25 protein-coding genes and 1 riboswitch are annotated in these 21,549 nt (G+C 67.0%); of the genes, 15 read left to right on the top strand and 10 right to left on the bottom strand.

Translation table 11 applies throughout. The features are described 5' to 3' along the window. Nucleotides 1-3 precede the first annotated feature (3 nt). From MF6396_RS18285 to alkB, 5 genes are all read right to left on the bottom strand, one after another. Entirely contained in the window at nucleotides 4-765 is a 762-nt protein-coding gene (locus tag MF6396_RS18285; RefSeq protein ID WP_078481218.1) for a PIG-L deacetylase family protein, read from the bottom strand. After that, entirely contained in the window at nucleotides 762-1,805 is a 1,044-nt protein-coding gene (locus MF6396_RS18280) for a hypothetical protein (RefSeq protein WP_054914439.1), read from the bottom strand. The genes MF6396_RS18285 and MF6396_RS18280 overlap by 4 nt, the downstream gene beginning before the upstream one ends. Continuing rightward, nucleotides 1,802-2,074, bottom strand: coding sequence for a hypothetical protein (locus MF6396_RS18275; RefSeq protein ID WP_078481216.1), 273 nt, complete (start codon nucleotides 2,072-2,074; stop codon nucleotides 1,802-1,804). Before MF6396_RS18275 ends, MF6396_RS18280 begins: the two co-directional genes overlap by 4 nt. After that, entirely contained in the window at nucleotides 2,071-4,578 is a 2,508-nt protein-coding gene (gene ligD / locus MF6396_RS18270; protein WP_078481215.1) for a DNA ligase D, read from the bottom strand. Before ligD ends, MF6396_RS18275 begins: the two co-directional genes overlap by 4 nt. Before the next feature lie 61 nt (nucleotides 4,579-4,639). Continuing rightward, nucleotides 4,640-5,305 carry a DNA oxidative demethylase AlkB gene (gene alkB, locus MF6396_RS18265; protein ID WP_054914441.1) on the bottom strand — a complete coding sequence of 222 codons (666 nt, stop codon included), beginning with the start codon at nucleotides 5,303-5,305 and terminating at the stop codon, nucleotides 4,640-4,642. 111 nt (nucleotides 5,306-5,416) lie between these two features. Between alkB and MF6396_RS18260 the strand changes: the two genes are divergently transcribed. From MF6396_RS18260 to MF6396_RS18200, 13 genes are all read left to right on the top strand, one after another. Then, nucleotides 5,417-5,818, top strand: a complete 402-nt coding sequence (locus MF6396_RS18260) for a hypothetical protein (protein ID WP_054914649.1) — start codon at nucleotides 5,417-5,419, stop codon at nucleotides 5,816-5,818. Between the two features lie 145 nt (nucleotides 5,819-5,963). Next, nucleotides 5,964-6,800, top strand: a complete 837-nt coding sequence (locus MF6396_RS18255; protein WP_078481213.1) for an urease accessory protein UreD — start codon at nucleotides 5,964-5,966, stop codon at nucleotides 6,798-6,800. A gap of 11 nt (nucleotides 6,801-6,811) precedes the next feature. Beyond that, nucleotides 6,812-7,114 (top strand): urease subunit gamma, encoded by a 303-nt coding sequence (locus MF6396_RS18250; RefSeq protein WP_043859641.1) that lies wholly within the window; start codon nucleotides 6,812-6,814, stop codon nucleotides 7,112-7,114. 18 nt (nucleotides 7,115-7,132) lie between these two features. Next, nucleotides 7,133-7,450: an urease subunit beta gene (locus tag MF6396_RS18245; protein ID WP_054914443.1), complete on the top strand. Its 318-nt coding sequence runs from the start codon at nucleotides 7,133-7,135 to the stop codon at nucleotides 7,448-7,450. Next, on the top strand, nucleotides 7,447-9,150 hold the full coding sequence (gene ureC, locus MF6396_RS18240) for an urease subunit alpha (protein ID WP_043859639.1): 1,704 nt from the start codon (nucleotides 7,447-7,449) through the stop codon (nucleotides 9,148-9,150). Before MF6396_RS18245 ends, ureC begins: the two co-directional genes overlap by 4 nt. 9 nt (nucleotides 9,151-9,159) lie before the next feature. Then, nucleotides 9,160-9,645 (top strand): urease accessory protein UreE, encoded by a 486-nt coding sequence (gene ureE / locus MF6396_RS18235; protein WP_043859638.1) that lies wholly within the window; start codon nucleotides 9,160-9,162, stop codon nucleotides 9,643-9,645. Between the two features lie 20 nt (nucleotides 9,646-9,665). After that, entirely contained in the window at nucleotides 9,666-10,211 is a 546-nt protein-coding gene (locus MF6396_RS18230; protein ID WP_058540237.1) for a HupE/UreJ family protein, read from the top strand. Next, nucleotides 10,211-10,885 (top strand): urease accessory protein UreF, encoded by a 675-nt coding sequence (locus tag MF6396_RS18225; RefSeq protein WP_054914445.1) that lies wholly within the window; start codon nucleotides 10,211-10,213, stop codon nucleotides 10,883-10,885. The genes MF6396_RS18230 and MF6396_RS18225 overlap by 1 nt, the downstream gene beginning before the upstream one ends. Nucleotides 10,886-10,895: 10 nt before the next feature. After that, a complete protein-coding gene (ureG, locus tag MF6396_RS18220; RefSeq protein WP_078481212.1) occupies nucleotides 10,896-11,522 on the top strand; it encodes an urease accessory protein UreG in 627 nt (208 codons plus the stop codon). 126 nt (nucleotides 11,523-11,648) lie between these two features. Further along, a riboswitch (TPP riboswitch) is annotated at nucleotides 11,649-11,764 on the top strand. 32 nt (nucleotides 11,765-11,796) lie between these two features. Then, nucleotides 11,797-12,447 carry a TenA family protein gene (locus tag MF6396_RS18215; protein ID WP_054914446.1) on the top strand — a complete coding sequence of 217 codons (651 nt, stop codon included), beginning with the start codon at nucleotides 11,797-11,799 and terminating at the stop codon, nucleotides 12,445-12,447. A 3-nt stretch (nucleotides 12,448-12,450) separates the two neighbouring features. Further along, nucleotides 12,451-13,110, top strand: coding sequence for a TenA family protein (locus tag MF6396_RS18210; protein ID WP_043860584.1), 660 nt, complete (start codon nucleotides 12,451-12,453; stop codon nucleotides 13,108-13,110). A gap of 127 nt (nucleotides 13,111-13,237) precedes the next feature. Then, nucleotides 13,238-15,142 (top strand): M14 family metallopeptidase, encoded by a 1,905-nt coding sequence (locus MF6396_RS18205; RefSeq protein ID WP_078481211.1) that lies wholly within the window; start codon nucleotides 13,238-13,240, stop codon nucleotides 15,140-15,142. A gap of 80 nt (nucleotides 15,143-15,222) precedes the next feature. Next, on the top strand, nucleotides 15,223-16,251 hold the full coding sequence (locus tag MF6396_RS18200) for a hypothetical protein (protein ID WP_078481209.1): 1,029 nt from the start codon (nucleotides 15,223-15,225) through the stop codon (nucleotides 16,249-16,251). 6 nt (nucleotides 16,252-16,257) lie between these two features. Here the strand turns inward: MF6396_RS18200 and MF6396_RS18195 are convergent, their stop codons facing one another. After that, nucleotides 16,258-16,686: a RidA family protein gene (locus tag MF6396_RS18195; RefSeq protein ID WP_078481208.1), complete on the bottom strand. Its 429-nt coding sequence runs from the start codon at nucleotides 16,684-16,686 to the stop codon at nucleotides 16,258-16,260. Between the two features lie 88 nt (nucleotides 16,687-16,774). Then, the gene (locus tag MF6396_RS18190; protein WP_043860588.1) at nucleotides 16,775-17,320 is read right to left on the bottom strand and encodes a hypothetical protein; all 546 of its coding nucleotides are present in this window, start codon (nucleotides 17,318-17,320) and stop codon (nucleotides 16,775-16,777) included. Nucleotides 17,321-17,474: 154 nt separating this feature from the next. Between MF6396_RS18190 and MF6396_RS18185 the strand changes: the two genes are divergently transcribed. Continuing rightward, nucleotides 17,475-18,281, top strand: coding sequence for a hypothetical protein (locus tag MF6396_RS18185; RefSeq protein ID WP_043860589.1), 807 nt, complete (start codon nucleotides 17,475-17,477; stop codon nucleotides 18,279-18,281). 133 nt (nucleotides 18,282-18,414) lie between these two features. Next, nucleotides 18,415-19,260 carry a site-specific integrase gene (locus tag MF6396_RS18180; RefSeq protein ID WP_235593661.1) on the top strand — a complete coding sequence of 282 codons (846 nt, stop codon included), beginning with the start codon at nucleotides 18,415-18,417 and terminating at the stop codon, nucleotides 19,258-19,260. Here MF6396_RS18180 and MF6396_RS18175 read toward each other — a convergent pair. The 3 genes from MF6396_RS18175 to MF6396_RS18165 all read right to left on the bottom strand — a co-directional run bounded on the left by MF6396_RS18175 (nucleotide 19,257) and on the right by MF6396_RS18165 (nucleotide 21,534). Beyond that, nucleotides 19,257-19,769, bottom strand: a complete 513-nt coding sequence (locus MF6396_RS18175) for a FecR family protein (RefSeq protein ID WP_054914451.1) — start codon at nucleotides 19,767-19,769, stop codon at nucleotides 19,257-19,259. The two genes, MF6396_RS18180 and MF6396_RS18175, sit on opposite strands and share 4 nt — an antisense overlap. Nucleotides 19,770-19,913: 144 nt before the next feature. Next, nucleotides 19,914-20,261: a hypothetical protein gene (locus tag MF6396_RS18170; protein ID WP_177346333.1), complete on the bottom strand. Its 348-nt coding sequence runs from the start codon at nucleotides 20,259-20,261 to the stop codon at nucleotides 19,914-19,916. A 79-nt stretch (nucleotides 20,262-20,340) separates the two neighbouring features. Continuing rightward, entirely contained in the window at nucleotides 20,341-21,534 is a 1,194-nt protein-coding gene (locus tag MF6396_RS18165) for a hypothetical protein (RefSeq protein WP_078481207.1), read from the bottom strand. Nucleotides 21,535-21,549 lie beyond the last annotated feature (15 nt).

The raw sequence follows: 21,549 nt of genomic DNA, 5'->3' as shown, positions 1-21,549 counted from the left end.
CCGTCATAGAAACAGCAGTTCGAAAGGTTGCAGAAGGCGTTGCAGGGTGGTCTGGCTCAACACCGGTGGCTGCTCGCCATCGGCATGGAGCTGGCTGGCATGCGCGGCGATGGCGGCGCGCTTGCGCGCAAGTTGCTGCGGGCTGAGCGCCAGCTTGCGCGCACGGCGCCACGGCAGGCGCGGGTCGTCCGGCCGGGCCCAGTGCCAGGCCCAGATCGGCACCTCGATCAGCTGCGCGCCCACGGTCTGCGCCGCCTGTGCGCTGGCACGGCCCACGGCCTCGTGGTCGCAGTGGCCGTCCAGGCGCCAGGTGCTCAGCACCCGGTCGTCGGGGCGCAGGCAGCGCACCAGCGCATGGGCCAGCTGCGCTTCGTGCGCGGCCACGCCACTGTCGGCCAGGTGCAGGCGCTGCCAGGCCACCCGGTCGACGTCCAGCCCCAGCGCGGCCAGGGCTGCGCGGCTTTCCAGGGGGCGCTGCACGCGCAGGCGCTCGCCTGGCCAGGCGAGCGAGCCGGGGTGGCTGCCTTCGCCATCGGTCACCGACACCAGCAGCCACGCCTGCTCACGGCCGCAGAAGGTCGACAGCAGGCCACCGCAACCGAGCACCTCGTCATCCGGGTGGGGCGCCACCACCACCAGGCGCGCACCGGGGGGCAGCAGCTCATCGGCCTGCACCGTGGCGACCTGGGCCAGGGCGCTGGACGCCTGCCACAGCGACAATGGCGTGCCGCTGCCGGCTGCCTTGATCGGGTTGTCGACGCTCATAGCTGCCACCCGCCGGCTTCACGCCCGGCCAGTTGCCGGCCCAGTTCGGCCAGGTCGCGCTCGGCGTGGCTCTGGCGCAGGAACACCGGCAGGTCGGCGCTGAGCCGGGCGAAGTGGCTGTTGCGGCAGAACGGGGTGGCACCCAGGGCGCGGCCCACGTGGGTCAGCACCAGGGTGGCGGCGTATTCGACCTGGGCACGCACCCGGCGTACGGCGAACTGGGCATCGGCCTGGGGCTGTGCGTCGATCTGTGCGGCGCACTCGCGCAGGGCTGCAGCGGCGCCGCACAGGGCAGCGTCCACCGCGCCCAGGTGGGCGTCGGCGTGGGGGTCGGGGCGTGGCTGGCGGCAGTGTTCGCGCAGGTAGTCGGCCAGGGCCTCGGCGGCGCCGTACCAGCAGGCGGCGATGCCGGCGCCGCCGTGCCAGAAGCCGGGGCGACTGAGGTACTGGCCAGGGCCACCCACCAGGTGCGCCGGGGTGTGTTCCAGTTCCAGCTCGACGCTGGCGGTAATGCCCATGCCCACCGCCTGCCAGCCGTCTGCCACCCGGTGCAGACCCGTCTCGGCAAGGTCCAGCGCCACCAGTTGCGGCTGTTCGTCTTCGTCCCAGGCGGTGAGCAGGCCGTGGTCGATCTGCAGCGCGCCGGAGCACCAGGCCTTGCGCCCCTGCAGGTACACCCGCTGGTTGTCGCGAGCCACGATGCGCACCCGTGCACTGGGCGGCTCGGCCGCCCACACGCCCCAGATCCCGTTGCCGGCCAGGTGCGCCCCGGCGCATTCGGCGAGTATCGCCAGGGCATCGGTATGCCCTTCATACAGCTTGGCCAGGGCCAGGTCGGCGCCGGCCACCCGCGCCAGGGTCTGCCAGCGCTGCAGCGTCTGGCCCTGGCCGGGCAACGGCAGGCGTTCCAGGCCGGCTGCCTGCAGGGCCTGCATCAGTTCGAGCAGCTGGCTGTCCAGGTTCAGCGGTTGCGGGCGCTCGGCGAACTGGCGCAGCAGGGTGTCCAGGCGGCCCAGGTCGAAGGTTTGAACAATGCTCATGAGGCGGACTCCTTGGGGCACGCAGCGTGGGTCGAGGTATTCTTTTTCAGGCCGCGCAGGTTCATGGCGCACAGGCAGAACTGCAGCACGATCAATGCCCAGGCCTCGGTCTGCCAGCCCCACACCACCCACAGCAGGTTGCTGGCCATGAAGCAGCAGAAGCCGATGCGCCGCCGACGCGGCTGACGCGAGCCGATCCACCAGGCTGCCACCAGGGTGAGCAGCATGGCCGGCCACTGCAGCAGGTCGATCCAGTCCAGGCCCTTCATGCCACGCCCATGCGCTTGCGCAGCGCCACGGTGAGCGACTGGCGGGTCTTGTCGTAGTCGGCCCAGGGGTCGTCGCCATTGGCCAGGCGCTCGCCCAGGTTGTGCAGGTTCCACTGGTTGGCGCCCTTGAGTTCGGTGAGCTCTTCGCGGCGTATCGGTACCGACACCGGCAGCCCTTCGCGGGCGCGCAGCGAATAGGCGCACACGGTGGTGGCGCCACGGGCGTTGCGCAGGTAGTCGATGAAGATGCGCCCCACGCGGTTCTTCGGCCCCGAAACGGCGGACAGCCGGTCGGGGAACAACCCGGCCATGTGGGTGACGATGGCATGGCTGAACGCCTTGACCTCGTCCCAGCCGGCACGCCGGGTCAGCGGCACCACCACATGCATGCCCTTGCCGCCACTGGTTTTCAGAAACGCCTGCAGGCCCAGTTCGTCGAGCAGTGCCAGGGTCAGCTGGGTCGCTTCGACCATCGCCTTCCAGGGCAATGCCGGGTCGGGGTCGAGGTCGAGCACGAAACGGTCGGGTTTGTCGAAGTCCCTGGCGGTGGCGTTCCAGGTGTGCAGTTCCAGGGTGTTCATCTGTACCGCGCCCAGCAGGGTGTCGGCGCGGTCGATGATCATCACTGCCTGGCCGGCCTCGGCCTTGTCGTGACTCTCCAGGCCCGGGATGTTCAGCTGGGCGGCGTTCTTCTGGAAGAACAGCTCGCCGCTCAGGCCCTCCGGTGCGCGCACCAGCGCCACGGGGCGACGCTTGAGGTGCGGCAGGATCCATTCGGCGACCTGGGCGTAGTACTCGGCCACCTGGCGTTTGTCGGTGCCGCTGCTGGCATCGATCACCCGGTCGGGGTGGGTGATGCGCAGGGTGTTGTCGGAGGCTTTGCGGGTAGGCGCTTTCACGGGTTTCTCCAGGCCGATGGCGCGGGCCGGCTTGTCTTCGCGCAGGCCATGGAACACCGAATGGCGTACCACCCCTTCGCGGGTCATCTGGGCGTAGGCCACCTCGGCCAGCAGCTGTGGCCTGAGCCAGTGCACGCCGCGGGCTTCGGCGCCGGTGGGTGGGTTGGCGACCGCGGGCTTTTTCACCTCGAGCGGGGTGAGGCGCTGAAGCAGGCTCTGCAGGGTGGCGGTATTGAAGCCGGTGCCGACCTTGCCGGCGTAGCGCAGCTGGCCGCTGTCGGCGTCGTGCACTCCCAGCAGCAGGGCACCGAACGCGGCGCGGCTGCCCTTGGGTTCGGTGAAGCCGACGATCACGAATTCCTGGCGCTGCTTGCACTTGAGCTTGATCCAGTCGTGACTGCGCCGCGATACATAGAGGCTGTCGGCACGTTTGCCGATCAGGCCCTCCATCTGCATCTGGCAGGCGCTGGCCAGCAGGGACTCGGGGGCTTCGTCGAAGTCGGCACTCAAACGCAGGCGTTGTTCGTCGGCCGGTTCAAGCACGGCCGCCAGGGCGGCGCGCCGCTCCTGCAACGGGCATTGGCGCAGGTCCATGCCATTGAGGTAGGGCAGGTCGAACAGGTAGTAGACGATGTTGGCATCGGTGTCGCTGTCGAAGGCGTTCTGCAGGGCCTGGAAGTCGGCGATACCCTCGGCGTTGGCCACCACCACTTCGCCATCCAGCCAGGCCGAGCTCAGCCCCAGGCTGGCCAGGGCCTTGGCCTGCAGCGGCATGCGCGTGGTCCAGTCGTGGCCGTTGCGGGTGAACAGGCGCACGTCGTCGCCGTCGATGCGCGCCAGGATGCGGTAGCCGTCGAACTTGACCTCGTAGCGCCAGTCGCCTTGTGGCGGGGTTTCCACCAGGGTGGCCAGTTGCGGCGTGAGGGCGGCGGGCAGGGTGGCCTTCCTGGCCGCACTCAGTGTGCCGGCCCTGGCTGGGCGGCGAGGCGGGGGTGCGGCCTTGGGCTTGTCCTTGTCCTTGTCTTTGCCCTTGCCCTTGGTGCGCGGGATCAGGCTGCGCTCGCTGAGCACGCTGTCGGGCTGGGCCTGCAGCACGTCGTAGTCGGCCTCGGCGCGGGCAGCCTCGTCGTCGGACTTGACCAGCATCCACTGTTCCTTCTTGCCGCCAAGGCGGGTGCGAAACAGATGCCAGGTGCCGTTCAGCTTTTCGCCCTGCAGGCGAAAGCGCAGCTTGCCGCTGGCATAGGCCTTGGCCGGGTCGCCCTCGGGCAGCCACACGCCGCGGTCCCACACGATCACTTCGCCCGCACCGTAATGGCCTGCGGGGATGCTGCCCTCGAAGCTGGCGTAGTCCAGCGGGTGGTCTTCGACGTGGACGGCCAGGCGCTTGACCTTCGGGTCCAGTGACGGGCCCTTGGGGATGGCCCAGCTCTTGAGGGTGCCGTTCAGCTCCAGGCGAAAGTCGTAATGCAGGTGGCTGGCGTCGTGCTTCTGGATGCAGAACTGCAATGCCTGCGCGCGCGCACCGCGGCGGGCCTTGCCGGCCGGCTCCGGGGTGGCGTCGAAGTTGCGCTTGCGCTGGTATTCCTGCAGTGGCTTGGCCATTGCCGTGCTCCATCGTTCATACAAACCCTATGAAGTGGGAGGGGCGCAGACCGGCGGGAGTTCAATCGGGTTGACCGGCCTTGCGCAGGGTCAGGTTGATGCGGCGGGCGCCCAGCAGTGGGTGCTCGCCGTCCTTGAGCGGGTTGACCCCGTGAAAGCGCAGGCGATCCTCGCCGCCCCAGACCATCACGTCGCCGTGCTGCAGGCCGACCTTGCGGGTGGGCTCGCTGCGGGTGTGCCCGCCGAACAGGAACACCGCCGGCAGGCCCAGCGAGATCGACACGATGGGCTGGCTGAAGTCGCGTTCGTTGCGGTCCTGGTGCAGGGTCAGGCGGTTGCCGGGCTGGTAGTGGTTGATCAGGCAGGCGTCGGGCCTGAAATGGGCGAAGCCGGCTGCCTCTGCGGCGGCAGCGGCCAGCTCGGCGAGCAGCGTGGGCAGGGCAGGCCAGGGCTTGCCGGTGAGCGGGTCGAAGGGGCTGTAGCGGTAGCCCAGGCGGTCGCTGACCCAGCCCAGCGGCCCGCAATTGGTGACCGCCACTTCGATGGTGCGCCCGCCGGGGGTGAGCTGATTGCGAAACGGTGCGGCGCGCAGCACCGTGCGCAGGGCCGGCAGCAGGGGCTCGACGAGGTCCAGGGCAAAGCCTGGCAGCAGCAGCGTCTGCTTGCCGATCCATTCGGGGGCGCCGAGGGCGGGTGGGCCGAACAGGTCGAGTTCGGGTTGTTTCATGCAAGGATCTCCAGTGACGCCTTCGCCGGCAACGCCGGCGCCTGCAGGCGACGCAAACCGGGCAGGAGCCGGCGTTGCCGGCGCAGGGGCCGGTGACTATGCTTGGGCCTCATGGAGCCCATCATACCGCTGCGCCAACCCTGCCCACCCGGTGCCTGCATCTGCGAGCGCGAACGCCTGCTCGAAACGCCGGGCGCCGACCTGCGCATTCTGCGCCTGACCCGCCAGGAAGAAAACCGCCTGCTCCAACGCCTGGAAAACCTGCAGAGCCTGCCCGACCTCGAACACCTGCAGCGCCGCCTGTTCGATCAGCTTGGCATCCAGGTGCACATCGCCCCCGGCCCCAATGAAGTGCGCACCATGCGCGGTATCCGTATCGAGGTCGAAGGCCCGCCAGGGTTGTGCCGCAAGACCCGCCAGAGCATACCGGCGGCCATCCGCCGCGCCCTCGAAAAACGTCCCGAGATCGCCTACCGGCTGCTCGACGCCCATGACCTGTTTGGCCAGCAGTAACCATCGCAGGGCGTTTCCTACGCCGTGGCCACGCCAATGCACAACATTGGCTCGCAACCTGCATTGCCCCTGGCATCGATAGCTGATCGATTGGTCAGACACCGGCCTTGCCGTGTCGCCACTCCATTGCCCAGGGCCGCCGTGCATGACGCAAGCTCAACGATTTATCCCCGCGCCGGTTGATCCGGCCGGCTGGAACGCCGAACTGAACCTGCGCTTCGTCGCAGGTCAGGGGCGGACCCGAATTGGTGCACGCCAGCATTTCGGCCCACTTCTGGTGCAGCGCCCGTTCTACCCCGAAGGCGACCCCTGCCATGTGTATGTGCTGCACCCCCCGGGCGGGGTGGTGGGGGGGGATCGCCTGGCCCTGAACCTGCACCTGGAGCCGGGCAGCCATGCGCTGCTGACCATGCCCGGTGCCACCAAGTTCTACCGCAGCGCCGGGCCCACCTCGGTGCTGCGCCAGCGCTTTCACCTGGCCGAGGGCAGCACCCTGGAGTGGCTGCCCCAGGACAGCATCTGCTTCCCCGGCGCGCGGGTATCGCTGCACAGCCATTTCAGCCTGGCCCCCGGCGCGCGCCTGCTGGCCTGGGAAACCCTGTGCCTGGGCCGCCCGGTAATGGGCGAGGCCTTCAGCCATGGCGCCGTGGACAGCCGGCTGCAGGTGGACATGCCCGACGATCCCGGCCTGCACGAGCGCCTGCGCCTGCAGGGTGGGCACCTGCACAAGCTGGGCGGCCACCCGCTGCTGGCCACCTTCTGCGCCGCCCCGGCCAACGAGCAACTGCTTGAACAGGTGCGCGAACTGATCCACCCGCTGCCGGTGCCCGCCGGCGCCACGCTGCTTGGCCAGCTGCTGGTGGTGCGCCTGCTCGACCACGACAACCAACGCCTGCAATCCACCCTGCAGCGGCTGTGGCGCGCCCTGCGACCGACCGTCGTCGGCTTGCCGCCATGCCCGCCGCGCATCTGGGCCACTTGAGAGACCGCACCATGGAGCTGACCCCGAGAGAGAAAGACAAACTGCTGCTGTTCACCGCCGCGTTGCTCGCCGAGCGCCGCCTGGCCCGTGGGCTGAAGCTCAACTACCCCGAGGCGGTGGCGCTGATCAGTGCCAGCGTGATGGAAGGTGCCCGCGACGGGCGCACGGTGGCCGAGCTGATGAGCCTGGGCCGCGAAGTGCTGGGGCGTGACCAGGTGATGGAAGGCGTCAGCGAGATGATCCACGACGTGCAGGTGGAAGCGACCTTTCCCGACGGGACCAAGCTGGTCACCGTCCACGACCCTATCGTCTGACCTGCCCAGGAGCAGCCCATGATTCCCGGAGAAATCCAGGTCGCCGACGGCGACATCGAACTCAACGCCGGTCGCGCCACGATCAGCGTCAGCGTGGCCAACCATGGCGACCGGCCGATCCAGGTCGGCTCGCACTATCACTTCTACGAGGTCAACGCCTTTCTGGTGTTCGAGCGCGAGGCCACCCGCGGCTTTCGCCTGGACATCGCCGCCGGCACTGCCGTGCGCTTCGAACCGGGCCAGGCGCGCACCGTCAACCTGGTGGCCTATGCCGGCAAGCGCGAGGTGTATGGCTTCCAGGGCCGGGTGATGGGCAAGCTGGAGGCCGTGGCATGAGCCGTATTTCCCGGCGTGCCTATGCCGACATGTTCGGCCCCACCGTGGGCGACCGCGTGCGCCTGGCCGACACCGAGCTGTGGGTGGAGGTCGAGCAGGACTTCACGGTCTACGGTGAAGAGGTCAAGTTCGGCGGCGGCAAGGTGATCCGCGACGGCATGGGCCAGGGCCAGATGCTGGCCGCCGAGGCCATGGACCTGGTGCTGACCAACGCCCTGATCATCGACCACTGGGGCATCGTCAAGGCCGATATCGGCGTGAAGAACGGGCGCATCTTCGGCATCGGCAAGGCCGGCAACCCCGACGTGCAGCCCGGCGTGACCCTGGCGGTGGGGCCGGGCACCGAGGTGATCGCCGCCGAGGGCAAGATCGTCACCGCCGGCGGCATCGACTCGCACATTCATTTCATCTGCCCGCAGCAGGTCGACGAGGCGCTGGTGTCGGGCATCACCACCTTCATCGGCGGCGGCACCGGGCCGGCCACCGGCACCAACGCCACCACCTGTACTTCGGGCACCTGGTACCTGGCGCGCATGCTCCAGGCCGCCGACGAACTGCCGATCAACATCGGCCTGCTGGGCAAGGGCAATGCCTCGCAACCCCAGGCCCTGCGCGAGCAGATCGAGGCCGGGGCGGTGGGGCTCAAGCTGCACGAAGACTGGGGCTCGACCCCGGCGGCCATCGACTGTTGCCTGGGCGTGGCCGAGGCGATGGACGTGCAGGTGGCGCTGCACAGCGACACCCTCAACGAAAGCGGCTGCATCGAAGACACCCTGGCCGCCATCGGCGACCGCACCATCCACACCTTCCATACCGAGGGCGCGGGCGGCGGGCATGCGCCGGACATCATCCGTGCGGCGGGCTACGCCAACGTGCTGCCGTCCTCCACCAACCCGACCCTGCCGTACACCGTCAACACCGTGGACGAGCACCTGGACATGCTGATGGTGTGCCACCACCTGGACACCAGCATCCCCGAGGACGTGGCCTTCGCCGAGTCGCGCATCCGCCGCGAGACGATTGCCGCCGAAGACATCCTGCACGACATCGGCGCGTTCTCGATGACCTCGTCAGACTCCCAGGCCATGGGCCGGGTGGGCGAGGTGGTGCTGCGCACCTGGCAGGTGGCGCACCAGATGAAACTGCGCCGCGGCCCGTTGGCGCCTGACACCGCGCGCAGCGACAACTTCCGGGTCAAGCGCTACATCGCCAAGTACACCATCAACCCGGCGCTGACCCATGGCATCGCCCATGAAGTCGGTTCGCTGGAGGCCGGCAAGCTGGCCGACCTGGTGCTGTGGTCGCCGGCGTTCTTCGGGGTCAAGCCCGCACTGGTGCTCAAGGGCGGGATGATCGTGATGGCGCCGATGGGCGACATCAACGGCTCGATCCCGACGCCGCAGCCGGTGCACTACCGGCCGATGTTCGGCGCCCTGGGCCAGGCGCGCAACGCCACGCGCATGACGTTCCTGTCCCAGGCCGCGGTGGAGCGTGGCGTTCACCATGAACTGCGTCTGCGCAGCCTGATCGGCGTGGCCCGGGGCTGTCGCACGGTGCGCAAGGCCGACATGCTGCACAACGGGCTGATGCCCACCATCGAAGTGGATTCACAAACCTATGAGGTACGCGCCGACGGCGAGCTGCTGGTGTGCGAGCCGGCCAGCGTGCTGCCGATGGCGCAGCGTTATTTTCTGTTTTGAGGAGCGAGCATGATCCTGTTGACGCAACGCCTGAACCAGGCCGCACACATCGGCGCCACTGCCACCCTGAGCCTGGATACGCGCATCAAGAGCCGCGTGCGCATCACCCTGGATGACGGGCGCGAGGCCGGGCTGATGCTCGAACGCGGCCAGCTGATTCGCGGCGGCGAGCTGCTGGCCGACGCCCAGGGGCGTGAGGTGATTCGCGTGCTGGCGGCGCCGGAGCAGGTTTCGACGGTGCGCTGCGCCGACCCGCTGGCGCTGGCCCGCGCCGCCTATCACCTGGGCAATCGGCATGTGCCGTTGCAGATCGAGCGCGATTTCGTGCGGTACCAGCACGACCATGTGCTGGACGACATGGTGCGTGGCTTCGGCCTTGAGGTGACGGTGGAGCAGGCGCCGTTCGAGCCCGAGGCCGGCGCCTACCAGAGCGCGCCGCACAGCCACAGCCACAACGATCACCCCTTTGTTCGCGTGCCTGGCCACGCCCACTGATTTCGACATGGAGTTGCACGATGAAAAAGACCCTCGCGTTTGCCTTGCTGCTGATCGCCGTCCCTGCGTTCGCCCACCCCGGCCACGACAGCAACCCCCTGCAGGACGGGTTGCTGCACCCGCTCACCGGGCTTGACCACCTGCTGATGCTGCTGGGCACCGGGGTGCTGGCCGCCCTGACCGGGCGCACCCTGGCGCTGCCGCTGGCCACGCTGGCGGCGATGTTCGGCGGCGCGCTGATGGGCCATCTGTTCGGGGGCGTGATCGGCATGGAGAGCATGATCATCGGCTCGCTGCTGGTGGCCGCCGCGGCGCTGCTGCTGCCCAGCCGCCAGGTGCTGCTGGCGCTGGTCATGCCGGTGTTCGCGCTGTTTCACGGCTGGGCCCACGGCGTCGAAGCCAGCCCGGGCGCGTTCTGGGTGTTCAGCGCAGGCTTTGTCGCGGTCAGCGGCCTGTTGCTGCTGGCAGGCTATGGCGCCGGGCGCCTGTTGCGCCGTCACCCCGGGCTGCAGAAGGCCTGTGGCGGCGGCCTGCTGGCCGGTGCCGCCCTGGTGCTGGCCGGCTGATGAGCGCCAACCTGCAGTTGCTGCGCCTGCTGCAACTGGTCAGCGCCAACCTGCCGGTGGGGGGCTTCACCTATTCCCAGGGGTTGGAGTGGGCGGTGGAGGCGGGCTGGGTGACGGGGGCCGACGGCTTTGGCGCCTGGCAGCGCGAGCAGTTGCACGACACCCTCGGCCACCTCGACTGGCCGCTGCTGCAACGGCTGTACAGCGCGTGCCGCGCGCAAGATGCCGATGCGTTCGCCCACTGGAGCAGCTTTTTGCTGGCCAACCGCGAAACCGCCGAGCTGCGCCTGGAGGAACGCCAGCGCGGCAAGGCCCTGGCGCGCCTGCTCGATGGCTGGCAGCTGTGTCAGGCGCCGGCCTGGCGCAGCAGCGTCGAGCTGAGCCAGCTGGGCGGCATGGCCTGGCTGGCCGTGCACTGGCAGATCCCGCTGCGTGAGCTGGCCCTGGGGCATGGCTTTGCCTGGCTGGAAGGGGCGGTGATGGCCGGGGTCAAGCTGGTGCCGTTCGGTCAGCAGGCGGCCCAGACCCTACTGCGCGAGTTGTGCGAGGAGCTGCCTGCGGTACTGGAGTGGGCGCTGGACGTACCTGATGAACACCTGGGCGGCGGCCTGCCGTTGCTGGCGATTGCCTCTGCCCGCCATGAAACCCAATACACCCGATTGTTCCGATCCTGAGGAAACTGCCATGCAAAGCTACCAGCAACCCCTGCGCGTCGGTGTCGGCGGCCCGGTCGGCTCCGGCAAGACCGCGCTGCTCGAAGCGCTGTGCAAGGCCATGCGCGATGACTACCAGATTGCCGTGGTCACCAACGACATCTACACCAAGGAAGACCAGCGCATCCTTACCGAAGCCGGCGCGCTCGAGCCCGAGCGCATCGTCGGCGTGGAGACCGGCGGCTGCCCGCATACCGCGATCCGTGAAGATGCCTCGATGAACCTGGCGGCGGTGGAGGATCTGGCGCGCAAGTTCGGCAACCTGGAAGTGATCTTCGTCGAGAGTGGCGGTGACAACCTGAGTGCCACCTTCAGCCCGGAGCTGGCCGACCTGACGATCTACGTGATCGACGTGGCCGAGGGCGAGAAGATCCCGCGCAAGGGCGGGCCGGGGATCACCAAGTCGGATTTTCTGGTGATCAACAAGATCGACCTGGCGCCCTATGTGGGTGCGTCGCTGGAGGTCATGGAAAAGGACACCCGGCGCATGCGGCCCGAGCGGCCGTGGACGTTCAGCAACCTGAAGACGGGGCAGGGTTTGCAGGCGGTGATCGGGTTCATTGTCGAGCGGGGGATGTTGAAAGCGGTTTCGGTGTGAATGCCTATCGCGGGTCAAGCCCGCTCCCACAAGGACGGCGCCAGCTCCTGTGGGAGCGGGCTTGACCCGCGATGGCATCGATGCGGTGCCTGCGCATTGCACATTGCCCACATCGCTGTATACAGTGTGCGCACCAAGGGGAGCCCCGGCAACGGGCTGAGAAACCGCTGGCATCTGCAGCGCGGTGACCCTTCGAACCTGATCCGGATCATGCCGGCGAAGGGATGGGATCTAGCGCCTGCCTTCTTTGCCGGTCTCACTGCGAGGCCGCTCCATGACTGCCCCACGTTTCACCGAACACCTGCGCAAACAAAGCGAACCCACCTGGTCGGCCGCCGTCGGCCACCGTTTCGTCACCCAGCTGTGCGACGGCAGCCTGCCGGACCCGGTGATGGTGCGTTACCTGGTGCAGGACCATCGCTTCATCGACAGCTTCCTGACCCTGCTCGGCGCGGCCATTGCCACCGCCGACACCTTCGATGCGCGCCTGCGCCTGGCGCGTTTCGCCGGCATGATCGCCAGCGATGAAAACACCTATTTCCTGCGCGCCTTTGAGGCACTGGGCGTGAGCGAGGCGCAACGCACCGCGCCGGCCGACACACAGCCCACGGCCGGCTTCAAGGCGATCATGCGCCAGGCGGCGGCCACCCGATCCTATGCGGCGGTGCTGGCGGTGCTCAACGTGGCCGAGGGCCTGTACCTGGACTGGGCGCTCAAGGCGCCCAGGCCGCTGCCGGACAACTTCGTGCACGCCGAGTGGATCACCTTGCACGACAACCCGGCCTTCGCCGACTTCGTTGCGTTCCTGGGTGCCGAACTCGACCGTGTGGGCCCCCAGGAAGAGGCGCTGAGCACCGATTTCTTCTTGCGTGCCGTGGCGCTGGAGCTTGAGTTTTTCGATGCCGTGTACCCACAGGGGGAGTGAACGATGGATATTTTCGACCGTTTGAAAGCTGCTGCACCGACCGAGTGGGCCAGTTACGTGGACCACAGCTTCGTGCGCCAGATGGGCCAGGGCAGCTTGCCCGAAACGGCGTTTCGTACCTACCTGGTGCAGGATTACCTGTTCCTGATCCAGTTCGCGCGGGCCTGGGCGCTGGCCGCGTACAAGAGCCGCCGGCCTTCGGACATCCGTGCCGCCCAGGCGGGGCTTGCGGCGATTCTGGACGAGACCGACCTGCATGTACGCCTGTGCGCGCGCTGGGGCTTGTCCAAGGCTGACATCGAGGCCGCGCCGGAGCACCAGGCCACCGTGGCCTATACGCGCTTCGTGCTCGATTGCGGCGCGGCGGGCGACTTGCTGGACCTGCATGTGGCGCTGTCGCCCTGTGTGATTGGCTACGCCGAGATCGGCCGGGCGCTGAGCCCCGACGGGGTGGCGGCGCTGGGTGATCATCCGTACCGCGAGTGGATTGGCGAGTATGCCGGGGAGGGGTATCAGGGCGTGGCTGCTGCAGCGCGCCTGCACCTGGACGAACTGGCGGCGCGCAGCATGACCGAGCAGCGCTTCACCGAGCTGGTGGCGATCTTTGCCCAGGCGTCGCGGCTGGAGGCGGATTTCTGGCAGATGGGGTTGGCGGCGCGGTAGAACGGCGTGGCGCAACGGCGCTCCCGGCACCGAGCGCCGCTCGCGCGGCGCTTCGCCGGCATCCCATCGCGGTGACATTGCCCCTTATCAGCTAAGGTTGCCTGCTTACGCATGATAAGGACCCATCATGAACGACCTGCACCCGCAGCCCCTGCTGGCCACCTTGCTGCTGCTCGGCAGCCTGCCCGCCCTTGCGGCCTTGCCCGGCGCCCCGGCCTATATCGATGACAGCGGCTACCCCGAGGCCGCCAAGCAACGCATTCTGCCGGCAATGTTCGAGCAGACCCTCACCAGCACCCGCTGTATCGCGCCCGCCGGCAACCCCCTGATCACCGTCGCCGAAGCCACCGGCTTTGCCGACACCAGCACCTACGCGCAAACCCGCGATTACCTTCAGCAACTGGCATCCGCCGCCAATGGCGCCATCGTGCTCAGCGAGCTGCCGGAGAAAAGCGCCGAGGGCCACCCGATGCTGCTGGTGGTGGCCTCGCTGGAGGCCGACAAGTCACCCGCCGCGCTCAAGCGTTCCGGCAAGCCGACGCTCTTTATCGAGGCCGGTATCCACCCCGGCGAGTCCAACGGCAAGGACGCGATGTTCATGCTGCTGCGCGACATGACCACCGGCAGCAAGCCGCTGGCCGGCCTGCTGCAGAAGGTCAACATCCTGTTCATCCCCAGTGTCAACGTGGACGGCGATATCCGTCGCAGCGCCTATGGCCGAATCAACCAGAACGGCCCCCGCCAGAGTGGCTGGCGCGTGAACGGGCGCAACCTCAACCTGAACCGCGATTTCACCAAGCTCGACAGCGCCGAGATCCGCAACGTGGCCTGGGTGTTCAACACCTACGAGCTGAGCTTCTTCGCCGACACCCACTCCACCGATGGCGCGATGTACCCCTACGACAGCTCGTATTGCCATAACGGCAATGGCTGGTCGCCGGCCAGCAGCGCGTGGATGGACACGGTGATGCGTGCGCCGGTGTACCAGGCGCTGGAGGGCGAGGGGCATGTGGTGCACGAGTGCATCAGCATGAACGACAACCAGGACCCGACCCAGGGCTACTACCCGTACCGCACCGACCTGGCGCGCTTCTCCAACCAGTACGGCGATATCCGCAACGTGCCGTCGATTCTGATCGAGCAGCATGCACTGCACCCGTATCAGACCCAGGTGCTGGGCAACTACGTGATGCTCAAGACGATGTTCCAGGTGCTCGGCGAACAGGCCGCTTCGCTGCAGCAGGCCATTGCCAGTGACCGTGCCCGGCTCGCGGCCCAGCGCGAGGTGGTGCTGACCTGGAAGCCGGGCAAGGAGGAGCAGGTGGACTTCAAGGTGGGCGACTACCGCTACGAACAGTCGCCGATCACCGGTGCCAGGACGATCGTGTGGGGCAACGTGCCCAAGCCGCTGACGGTGCCGGTCACTGGCAACACCGAGCCCGACCTGGTGGTCAAGCGCCCACGCCAGTACGTGGTGCCGGCGCAGTGGGCCGAGGTGATCGCGCGGCTCAAGGCGCATGGCATCCGCATGCGCACCCTCGAGCAGCCCACGGCGATGGCGGTGACGCTGTACCGCATGGATGAGGTGAAGGTGGCCGGTGGCTTCGAGCCGGACCGTGCGGCAGCCAACGAGATTCCGGGCTATGAAGGGCATCTGCTGGTCAGTGGCGTGGCCAACCCGCTGGAGCGTATGCAGACCTTTGCGGCGGGTTCGGTGCTGATCGACGTCGACCAGCCGCTGGGTGTGCTGGCGATCAATCTGTTGCACCCGCAAAGCCCCGACTCGTTCTGGGCCTGGGGTTTCTTCAACGCGACCCTGGTGGCGGCGGAGGAGCCAGAGGAATACGTGATGGAGCCGATGGCGCGCAAGATGCTGGCCGCGAGCCCGGCACTCAAGGCCGAGTTCGAGGCCCGCCTCAAGGACGACAAGGCGTTCGCCGACAGCCCGAGTGCGCGCCTGCACTGGTTTTACCAGCGCACGCCCTTCTATGACGTGAATGCATTCGTGTACCCGGTGGGGGCCGTGTACTGAGTTAAAGGAAGCGCCAGCCGTGCCGATGCAGGTGTGGGCCACCGCGACCATTGCGGTGGCGTTGCCTTGTCAGGACGTCCATGAAGACCAGCCTTACCCTTGCCATCACCCTGCTGTACGCCTCGCTGGCGTGTGCCCAGGACATGAGCCAGCAGATTGCACAGCCGCTCAAGTACGCAAGCCTTGAAGAAATGAACCTTGGCGAGTTCGTGCAACAGAGCCGCTATGCGTCGACCTTGAGCGCGCTGCGCATGGACTCCGAAGCCGGTGATGCCAATGCCACGCTGGACCTGCTGGAGGCACTGACCGGCAACAAGGACCTCAAGCCCCAGGACCTCGACGCGGTCAAGCAACTGCTGGAAATCGCCGCCGTGCAGAAAGCCGACGGTACCAGGTTGCAAGCAATGACGGCCCGCTACAGTGCACTCAAGACCCAGGGTGTGGCGGTGTCGACAACGCCTGCACGGCCAGCGCTGACCCTCGACTACAGCGGCGACTCGCTGGACGACATCTCTGGCGTGAAAGGCTGTGGCGATGCGCAGACGGCGCAGACCACGGCGTGCTTCGCGGCGTTCAACAAGGCGTTGAAGGCCGATTACACGGCGCTCAAGCAGTACAACCTGGCCCTGGGCTGGTCGGCGCAGCGGTTTCAGCCAGATGCCCTGCAAGCCAAGGCAAGCAAGGCCTGCGGGCGCTTCGACTACTGTCCGACCACCACCTTGTACGTGATGAACCAGACGTTGCTGCACGAAACCAACGAAGTCCGCTTCCCCAAGACCTACGAGCAGGCGGTGTATCAATTGCTCACTGTGCCGGTGGCCACTGTGCAGCGCACGCAAAAGGCCAACTATGAAAAGGCAGTGCAGGCCAACTTCGAGCAGGCCCGCCAGCAACGCTATGCCTACCGCGAACGCGCCGGTCAGTCGGCGGACGCCCTGGTCATCTACGCGTTGCGCATGGATGCGGTGATTCTCGAACGGCCCAACTGCACCGCGTTTGCCAACCAGGCCTATGAAATGGCCTTCAACGTCCACAACAGGGTCGTTGCCGAGAGCGAGCTGGACCGCATCAACCGCTCGATCGTGCAGACGCAGTGCACGCTGCGCTAGGGGCCATCAGCTCGAAGCGGGCAGGGCCGCCACGGCATCGACTTCGATCTGCATGCCGTCCAGTGCCAGGCGCGGCACGGGTATCAGGGTGCAGGTCGGTTTGCTGAGCTGGCCCCAGGCGGCGTTGGCAGCCGCCGCCCACAGCGCCAGCCTGGCTTCGCTATGGTCCACGATCAGCAGGGTCAGCTTGAATACATCGGCCAGGCTCGCACCTCTGGATTCCAGCGCGGTGCGCAGGTTGAGCAGTGCCTGGCGCGCCTGTTCGGCAAAGTCGGGCGACAGCGTACCGGCAGGGTCTTCACCCCCCTGGCCGGCGATGTACAGCAGCTTGGCGGCGGTGCTGACCTCGGCCACGTGTGAATAGGCATTGGCGCTGGGGTCGTACAGGCCTTCGGGGTTGGACAACACAAATACAGCGGGTTGGCTGGTGCTCATGGGGCGACTCCACTCAAGGGAGGCGCAAGGGTAAAACCTCAAGTTAGGTTGAGGTCAAGCACCTGTTTTCAAGGGCGCCGCACGTTCTTCAGTAGTGTTTGAGAAATAGGCGCTGCGAAGGCACCGGCCCCTTGATCAGTCGGATCAGGTCGCTGGCCTGCAAGGTGAACGGCTTCGAATAGTAGTAGCCCACAAAGAAGCCGGACGCCTTCATGGTGCATGGCAGTACCGGCTTTCTTGCCAGCATGTCGAGGGCCGCTGCGTCGCTCAGGTCGCGGTACTGGTCTTTTTTCTGAAAGCTCAGTTTCGAGGTGAACAGGCCATCACGGGGCGGTCGGTCATCGCGTTCGATCTCACCGATCAGCGAATACGTCATGCGGTGGTCATAGGCGAGGTTCTCATCCTCGGTGATCGAGCATTCGATGCGCGTGCCCAACTGGCTGGTCTTGCCCCGGAAGGCGTCGAGCACATCCACATCTGCCGCGAAGGTCAGGGTGTACACACTGTGGTTGCTGTCGAGCTGCTTTTGCAGGGAAATCGGTTCGACCGTGGCCTTGGCGCGCGGGATGAACAGTGAACAGGCACTGAGCTGGGCAGCCAGCAGGCCAAGTACGATCAGTGGAAGCAGGCGCATGTGTCATCCATGGGGGCGGGAGGGCGCCTTGATACACCAGTTGGTCACGCTGCGCCAGCGGTTCACGAGGCATTGCACAAAGCACCGTGACACTTGCCGCAGAGTGCCTGCTAGGGCATCCTGCGCGCCCGCCACACTCATGGAAGAAGGGCGCATGCCTGTGTTTCACCGCTTCGCCCTCGGCTTCACGCTGGCCGCCGGTGCACTGTTGAGCAGTGGCTGCGTCAAGGACCACGGCATCGACCCGTTGCCCCTGCGCTTTGTGTCGTTCAGCGACAACCCGTACCGCTACGACCTGCGTTTTCAGGCCGACGAAGACCTGCTCAGCCTGTTCGAACGCCACACCGGCAATGGCCAGATCAGCGAGCGGCTGGTGTGCGCGCTGGACGGCGACGAGAACTTCGACCTCGAACACGTCATCACCTACAACCTGTCCGGCTCGCCCGAGTTCGAAAGCCGCGCGCCCGATGGCAGTTTCAACTACCTGGCGCAGATGAGCTTCGACAAGACCCTGCCGAGCCGCTCCAGCAGCACTGAACTGACCCGCGAAACCATCCAGCGCCTGCTCGAGAACAGAACCACAATCCCGTGCAAGCTGTACATCACCGCGTTCCCGTATCACGCGTACTTTTCACTGGTGATGCGCATCCCGGTTTCGGTGCTGCTGGCCGAAGTGAACAAGCACGACTACAGCCCGTACATACCACCTTTTGTGTGGGCCGCGCCGACGCTGGACGACGCCACGCCGCTGGCACCCTTCGCCAGGCAGGTCGAGGCGCCGCTCTACAGTGCACGCCTGCCCATCACCGACAGCGAAACCGGCAGGCCGCTGCCACGCGTGGCCTACGTGATCCAGCGCAAGGACGGGTATCTGGAATACGGCACCAGCGATGCCGAGGGCTACACCCACGAGGTGATCTCGCTGACCCGGGAAACCATCAAGCTTTACCTGGTGGACTAGGGGTATCATCCCCAGCTGAATTTGCCCTACTGCGCTAGAGGAACCCCACGGTTTGCCTGATTCACTGCACGCATCGCTCCACAACCCCCTGCTGCAATACCTCGCCCGACTGGCCCCGTCGAGCCAGTTGACCATGAAGTACATCCTGCAGGACGCCGCCGACCGTCTGGACTTCGAGGACATCGACATCAAGGAGGTGCCCTGGCACTTGCTCGAACCGGGGCATGTCACTGCGCTGGTGGCGGCGTTGCGCGCCGACGGCTATGCGCCCAACACCACGTCGCTGTACGTCAACGCGATTCGCGGGGTGATGAACGAAGCCTGGCGCCTGGGCCTGATCAGCCAGGACCAGCTGCTGCGCATGCGCACGGTCAAGGCCGCCCAGGGCACGCGCCTGCCGGTGGGGCGCAACCTCAAGCGCACGCTGATCCGCGAACTGATGGAGGCCTGCGCTGCCGACCCGCGCCCGCAGGGGCTGCGCGACGCGGCGGTGATCGCCTTGCTGTACGGCACCGGCATGCGCAAGAGCGAGTCGGTCAACCTCGACCTCAGGCAGATCGACTTTGCCGAGCGCAGCCTGCAGGTGCTGGGCAAGGGCAACAAGCAGCTGATCAAGTACGCCCCGGTGTGGGCCTTCGACAAGCTCAATGCCTGGCTGGAGTTTCGCCGCTCGCAGCTGCCCGAGGGCCAGGCCGACGATACCTTCCTGTTCAACCGCATCCGCCGCGGCAGCCATATCACCCGCGAGCGCATCACCAAGCACGCGATCTACTACATCGCCCGCCAACGCGGAACCCAGGTGGGCGTAAAGATCATGCCCCACGATTTTCGCCGTTCGTTCATCACCCGGGTGATCGAGGAGCACGACCTGTCGATAGCGCAGAAGCTGGCGCATCACAGCAACATCCAGACCACGGCCAACTACGACATGCGCGACGACAACGAGCGGCGCCGCGCGGTGGACCGCTTCGACTGCTAGCTGCCGGCGGGCCAGGCCCGGGTGTTGATTCGGCTGGGCCGGGCTGGCCATTGCCAGCTGCTGCCGGCGCGGCGCAACCATAGCCCGCTGCCGCTGGGCAGCAGGCTGGGGGTGCCCAGCCGTGGCAGGACCTGTACATCAGCCGCGTAGGCGTTGACCTGGGAGCCCCTGTGCAGATGATCGACACTGAACGTCCCGGAGTGTGCGCGGACTTCACCGCTCGGGGTTTCGACGATCAGCGGGCGCGGGTCGCTGCTGGCCTGCACCAGCACTTCGCCGTCGTGCAGCACCAGGCGTCGTTGCTGCGCGGTGAAGCGGATGTCCACATGGGTGGCGTGGTTGAGCGCAAGCTGGCTGCCATCGCTCAATTGCAGCAGGCGTGTCTGGGCCGGCCCGGTGCGTTCATCGGCCATCAATTGGCGCCACGGCACGATGTTCTGCGCCAGGTAGGCGCTGCCAAGGATTGCCAGCAGGCAAGCGCCAAGGCGTTTCAGGCGAGGGTCAGACACGGGGAGCCCCAGGTGGAAGAGGCTGGGGATGATAGGGGCAGCAGGGGCGGCACTCAAGCGGTTGCAGTGCTTGGGCCTTCGCCGGCAAGGCCGGCTCCTACAGGGTGTGTATCGCCGGTAGGAGCCAGCTTGCGGGCGCAGCGGTCAACTGCCAGCCGGGCCGCTGACACCGCCGCGGTTGTTGCTTTCGGAGCCTTCGTGGCCATTTCTCTCGGAACCGGTGCCCTCGGGCATCTGCCCACGGGTGTCATCGGTGTTCATGCCGCCCTGGCGGCCGTCATCGTTGCCCTGGGTACGTGGGTCGGTGCCGTTGGGCATGGACGGCTCGTTGGACGGGGCCGGTACATCCACCCCGGCCCCAGGAAGGGTGGAGTTGGGCACGCCGTTGCCGGGGGCAGGGTTGGTCGGGCCGGTACCTGCGGCCAGGGCCACGGTGGCCTGGGCGCCCAGCAGCGCGGCGAACAGCAGAGCGGTGATCGGGGTGCGGGTCATGGTCGAACTCCTTTCATGTGGGCTACCTGACATTGGTCCGTCGTCATGCGCCGAGGGTGCGGCGTGAGCGACGGACGGTCTAGTCGCGACCCCGCATGAAGAAGCCCGCCACGTACTTGCGGAAGGTGTCCAGGCCTTTGAAATCGGCAAAGCGCCTGAAGTTTTCCGTTTCGGGCTCCGGGCCCAGCGGCTGTTCGGTCAGCGACACGGACAGCACCCTGTCCTGGTCGGAACTGAGCACCAGTTCGTCCATCACTCGACCGCCGATCACCGGCCGGCGCATCACCACCTTCACACCCTTGCCGGCCATCCAGTCGATCAGCGAGACGAGCATCTTCAGCGGTTCGCGCTCTTCGTCGCGGTACACCGGGAACAGGTGAGCGCGCGACAGCACCGGCACGCTGGCCACATGGATCAGCTCGTAGAAGTGGCTGCCGGCGGTGGCGGGGGAATAGATAGCCAGCGCCAGCAGCGGGCCGGGGGTGCGGCTACCGCCCCACAGCAGGTGGTGGCCCTGGAAGTCGAACCCGTCTTCGCTGCGCTCGGTGAGCACCTTGCGCGCCTTGATCTGGCTGACGCAGTCCAGCAGCAGGCCATGGCGCCGATGTGTGCCGAACACCGTGGTGTCGCGCAGACGTGCCTTGAGCATCATCATGTGCTTCATGTCCGGGCGGGTTTCCAGGTAGTTGCTGGCGGGCACGCGGTCGATCAGCGGGTAGCGGGTGGCGACGCTGCGCAGTTCGGCGAACTGGGCGGTCAGGTCCTTTTTGAGGTGGGTGGCATAGACGTTCAGGCCGCTGGCTTCGATCAGGGTCAGCAGCAGCGAGAGCAGGCGATGCTGTTCGCGCCTGTCGCCGCTGCCGTTGCCGTCGCCACTGCCGGCAGCGGCACGCTGGAAATCGCCGATCAGGCGCAACGGCGCGTCCGGTGCCAGCCAGGCCGCCGGCGGGGTGTCGGCCTCGTTGTGGCTGGCGTCGGTGTCGCGTTCGTCCTTGGTGAAGGCACAGCCCGGCGCATGTTCGGTGGTGCCGGGGTTGTTCTTGAGAAACAGCGTGCCGGTGCTGCCGTTGAGGTTGACGTTGAGTACCGGCATGCTTTTGGGCTGGCAGTCGCAGGCCAGCCACTGCCCGGCGGCGCGTACCTTCATCAGCAACTGGTTGGCCTGCAGCAGCCGCGGGCCCTCCAGGGCGCCCAGCACGAACCCGCGCAGCAGTTCCTCTTCGGCGGGGGTAAGGGTGCGCACCAGCGCGGCGTTTTTCTCGATGATTCGCATGGACGATCCTGGCCA

Source organism: Pseudomonas sp. MF6396 (assembly GCF_002018915.1).
GTDB lineage: Bacteria > Pseudomonadota > Gammaproteobacteria > Pseudomonadales > Pseudomonadaceae > Aquipseudomonas > Aquipseudomonas palmensis.
The sequence above is the reverse complement of the archived record's forward strand: the minus strand, read 5'-3'. Positions and strand labels throughout refer to the sequence as shown.

Coding starts and splice junctions, on each gene's coding strand:
- MF6396_RS18285 (WP_078481218.1), bottom strand. CDS start 765: ATGAGCGTCGACAACCCGATCAAGGCAGCCGGCAGCGGCACGCCATTG.
- MF6396_RS18280 (WP_054914439.1), bottom strand. CDS start 1,805: ATGAGCATTGTTCAAACCTTCGACCTGGGCCGCCTGGACACCCTGCTG.
- MF6396_RS18275 (WP_078481216.1), bottom strand. CDS start 2,074: ATGAAGGGCCTGGACTGGATCGACCTGCTGCAGTGGCCGGCCATGCTG.
- ligD (WP_078481215.1), bottom strand. CDS start 4,578: ATGGCCAAGCCACTGCAGGAATACCAGCGCAAGCGCAACTTCGACGCC.
- alkB (WP_054914441.1), bottom strand. CDS start 5,305: ATGAAACAACCCGAACTCGACCTGTTCGGCCCACCCGCCCTCGGCGCC.
- MF6396_RS18260 (WP_054914649.1), top strand. CDS start 5,417: ATGGAGCCCATCATACCGCTGCGCCAACCCTGCCCACCCGGTGCCTGC.
- MF6396_RS18255 (WP_078481213.1), top strand. CDS start 5,964: ATGACGCAAGCTCAACGATTTATCCCCGCGCCGGTTGATCCGGCCGGC.
- MF6396_RS18250 (WP_043859641.1), top strand. CDS start 6,812: ATGGAGCTGACCCCGAGAGAGAAAGACAAACTGCTGCTGTTCACCGCC.
- MF6396_RS18245 (WP_054914443.1), top strand. CDS start 7,133: ATGATTCCCGGAGAAATCCAGGTCGCCGACGGCGACATCGAACTCAAC.
- ureC (WP_043859639.1), top strand. CDS start 7,447: ATGAGCCGTATTTCCCGGCGTGCCTATGCCGACATGTTCGGCCCCACC.
- ureE (WP_043859638.1), top strand. CDS start 9,160: ATGATCCTGTTGACGCAACGCCTGAACCAGGCCGCACACATCGGCGCC.
- MF6396_RS18230 (WP_058540237.1), top strand. CDS start 9,666: ATGAAAAAGACCCTCGCGTTTGCCTTGCTGCTGATCGCCGTCCCTGCG.
- MF6396_RS18225 (WP_054914445.1), top strand. CDS start 10,211: ATGAGCGCCAACCTGCAGTTGCTGCGCCTGCTGCAACTGGTCAGCGCC.
- ureG (WP_078481212.1), top strand. CDS start 10,896: ATGCAAAGCTACCAGCAACCCCTGCGCGTCGGTGTCGGCGGCCCGGTC.
- MF6396_RS18215 (WP_054914446.1), top strand. CDS start 11,797: ATGACTGCCCCACGTTTCACCGAACACCTGCGCAAACAAAGCGAACCC.
- MF6396_RS18210 (WP_043860584.1), top strand. CDS start 12,451: ATGGATATTTTCGACCGTTTGAAAGCTGCTGCACCGACCGAGTGGGCC.
- MF6396_RS18205 (WP_078481211.1), top strand. CDS start 13,238: ATGAACGACCTGCACCCGCAGCCCCTGCTGGCCACCTTGCTGCTGCTC.
- MF6396_RS18200 (WP_078481209.1), top strand. CDS start 15,223: ATGAAGACCAGCCTTACCCTTGCCATCACCCTGCTGTACGCCTCGCTG.
- MF6396_RS18195 (WP_078481208.1), bottom strand. CDS start 16,686: ATGAGCACCAGCCAACCCGCTGTATTTGTGTTGTCCAACCCCGAAGGC.
- MF6396_RS18190 (WP_043860588.1), bottom strand. CDS start 17,320: ATGCGCCTGCTTCCACTGATCGTACTTGGCCTGCTGGCTGCCCAGCTC.
- MF6396_RS18185 (WP_043860589.1), top strand. CDS start 17,475: ATGCCTGTGTTTCACCGCTTCGCCCTCGGCTTCACGCTGGCCGCCGGT.
- MF6396_RS18180 (WP_235593661.1), top strand. CDS start 18,415: ATGAAGTACATCCTGCAGGACGCCGCCGACCGTCTGGACTTCGAGGAC.
- MF6396_RS18170 (WP_177346333.1), bottom strand. CDS start 20,261: ATGACCCGCACCCCGATCACCGCTCTGCTGTTCGCCGCGCTGCTGGGC.
- MF6396_RS18165 (WP_078481207.1), bottom strand. CDS start 21,534: ATGCGAATCATCGAGAAAAACGCCGCGCTGGTGCGCACCCTTACCCCC.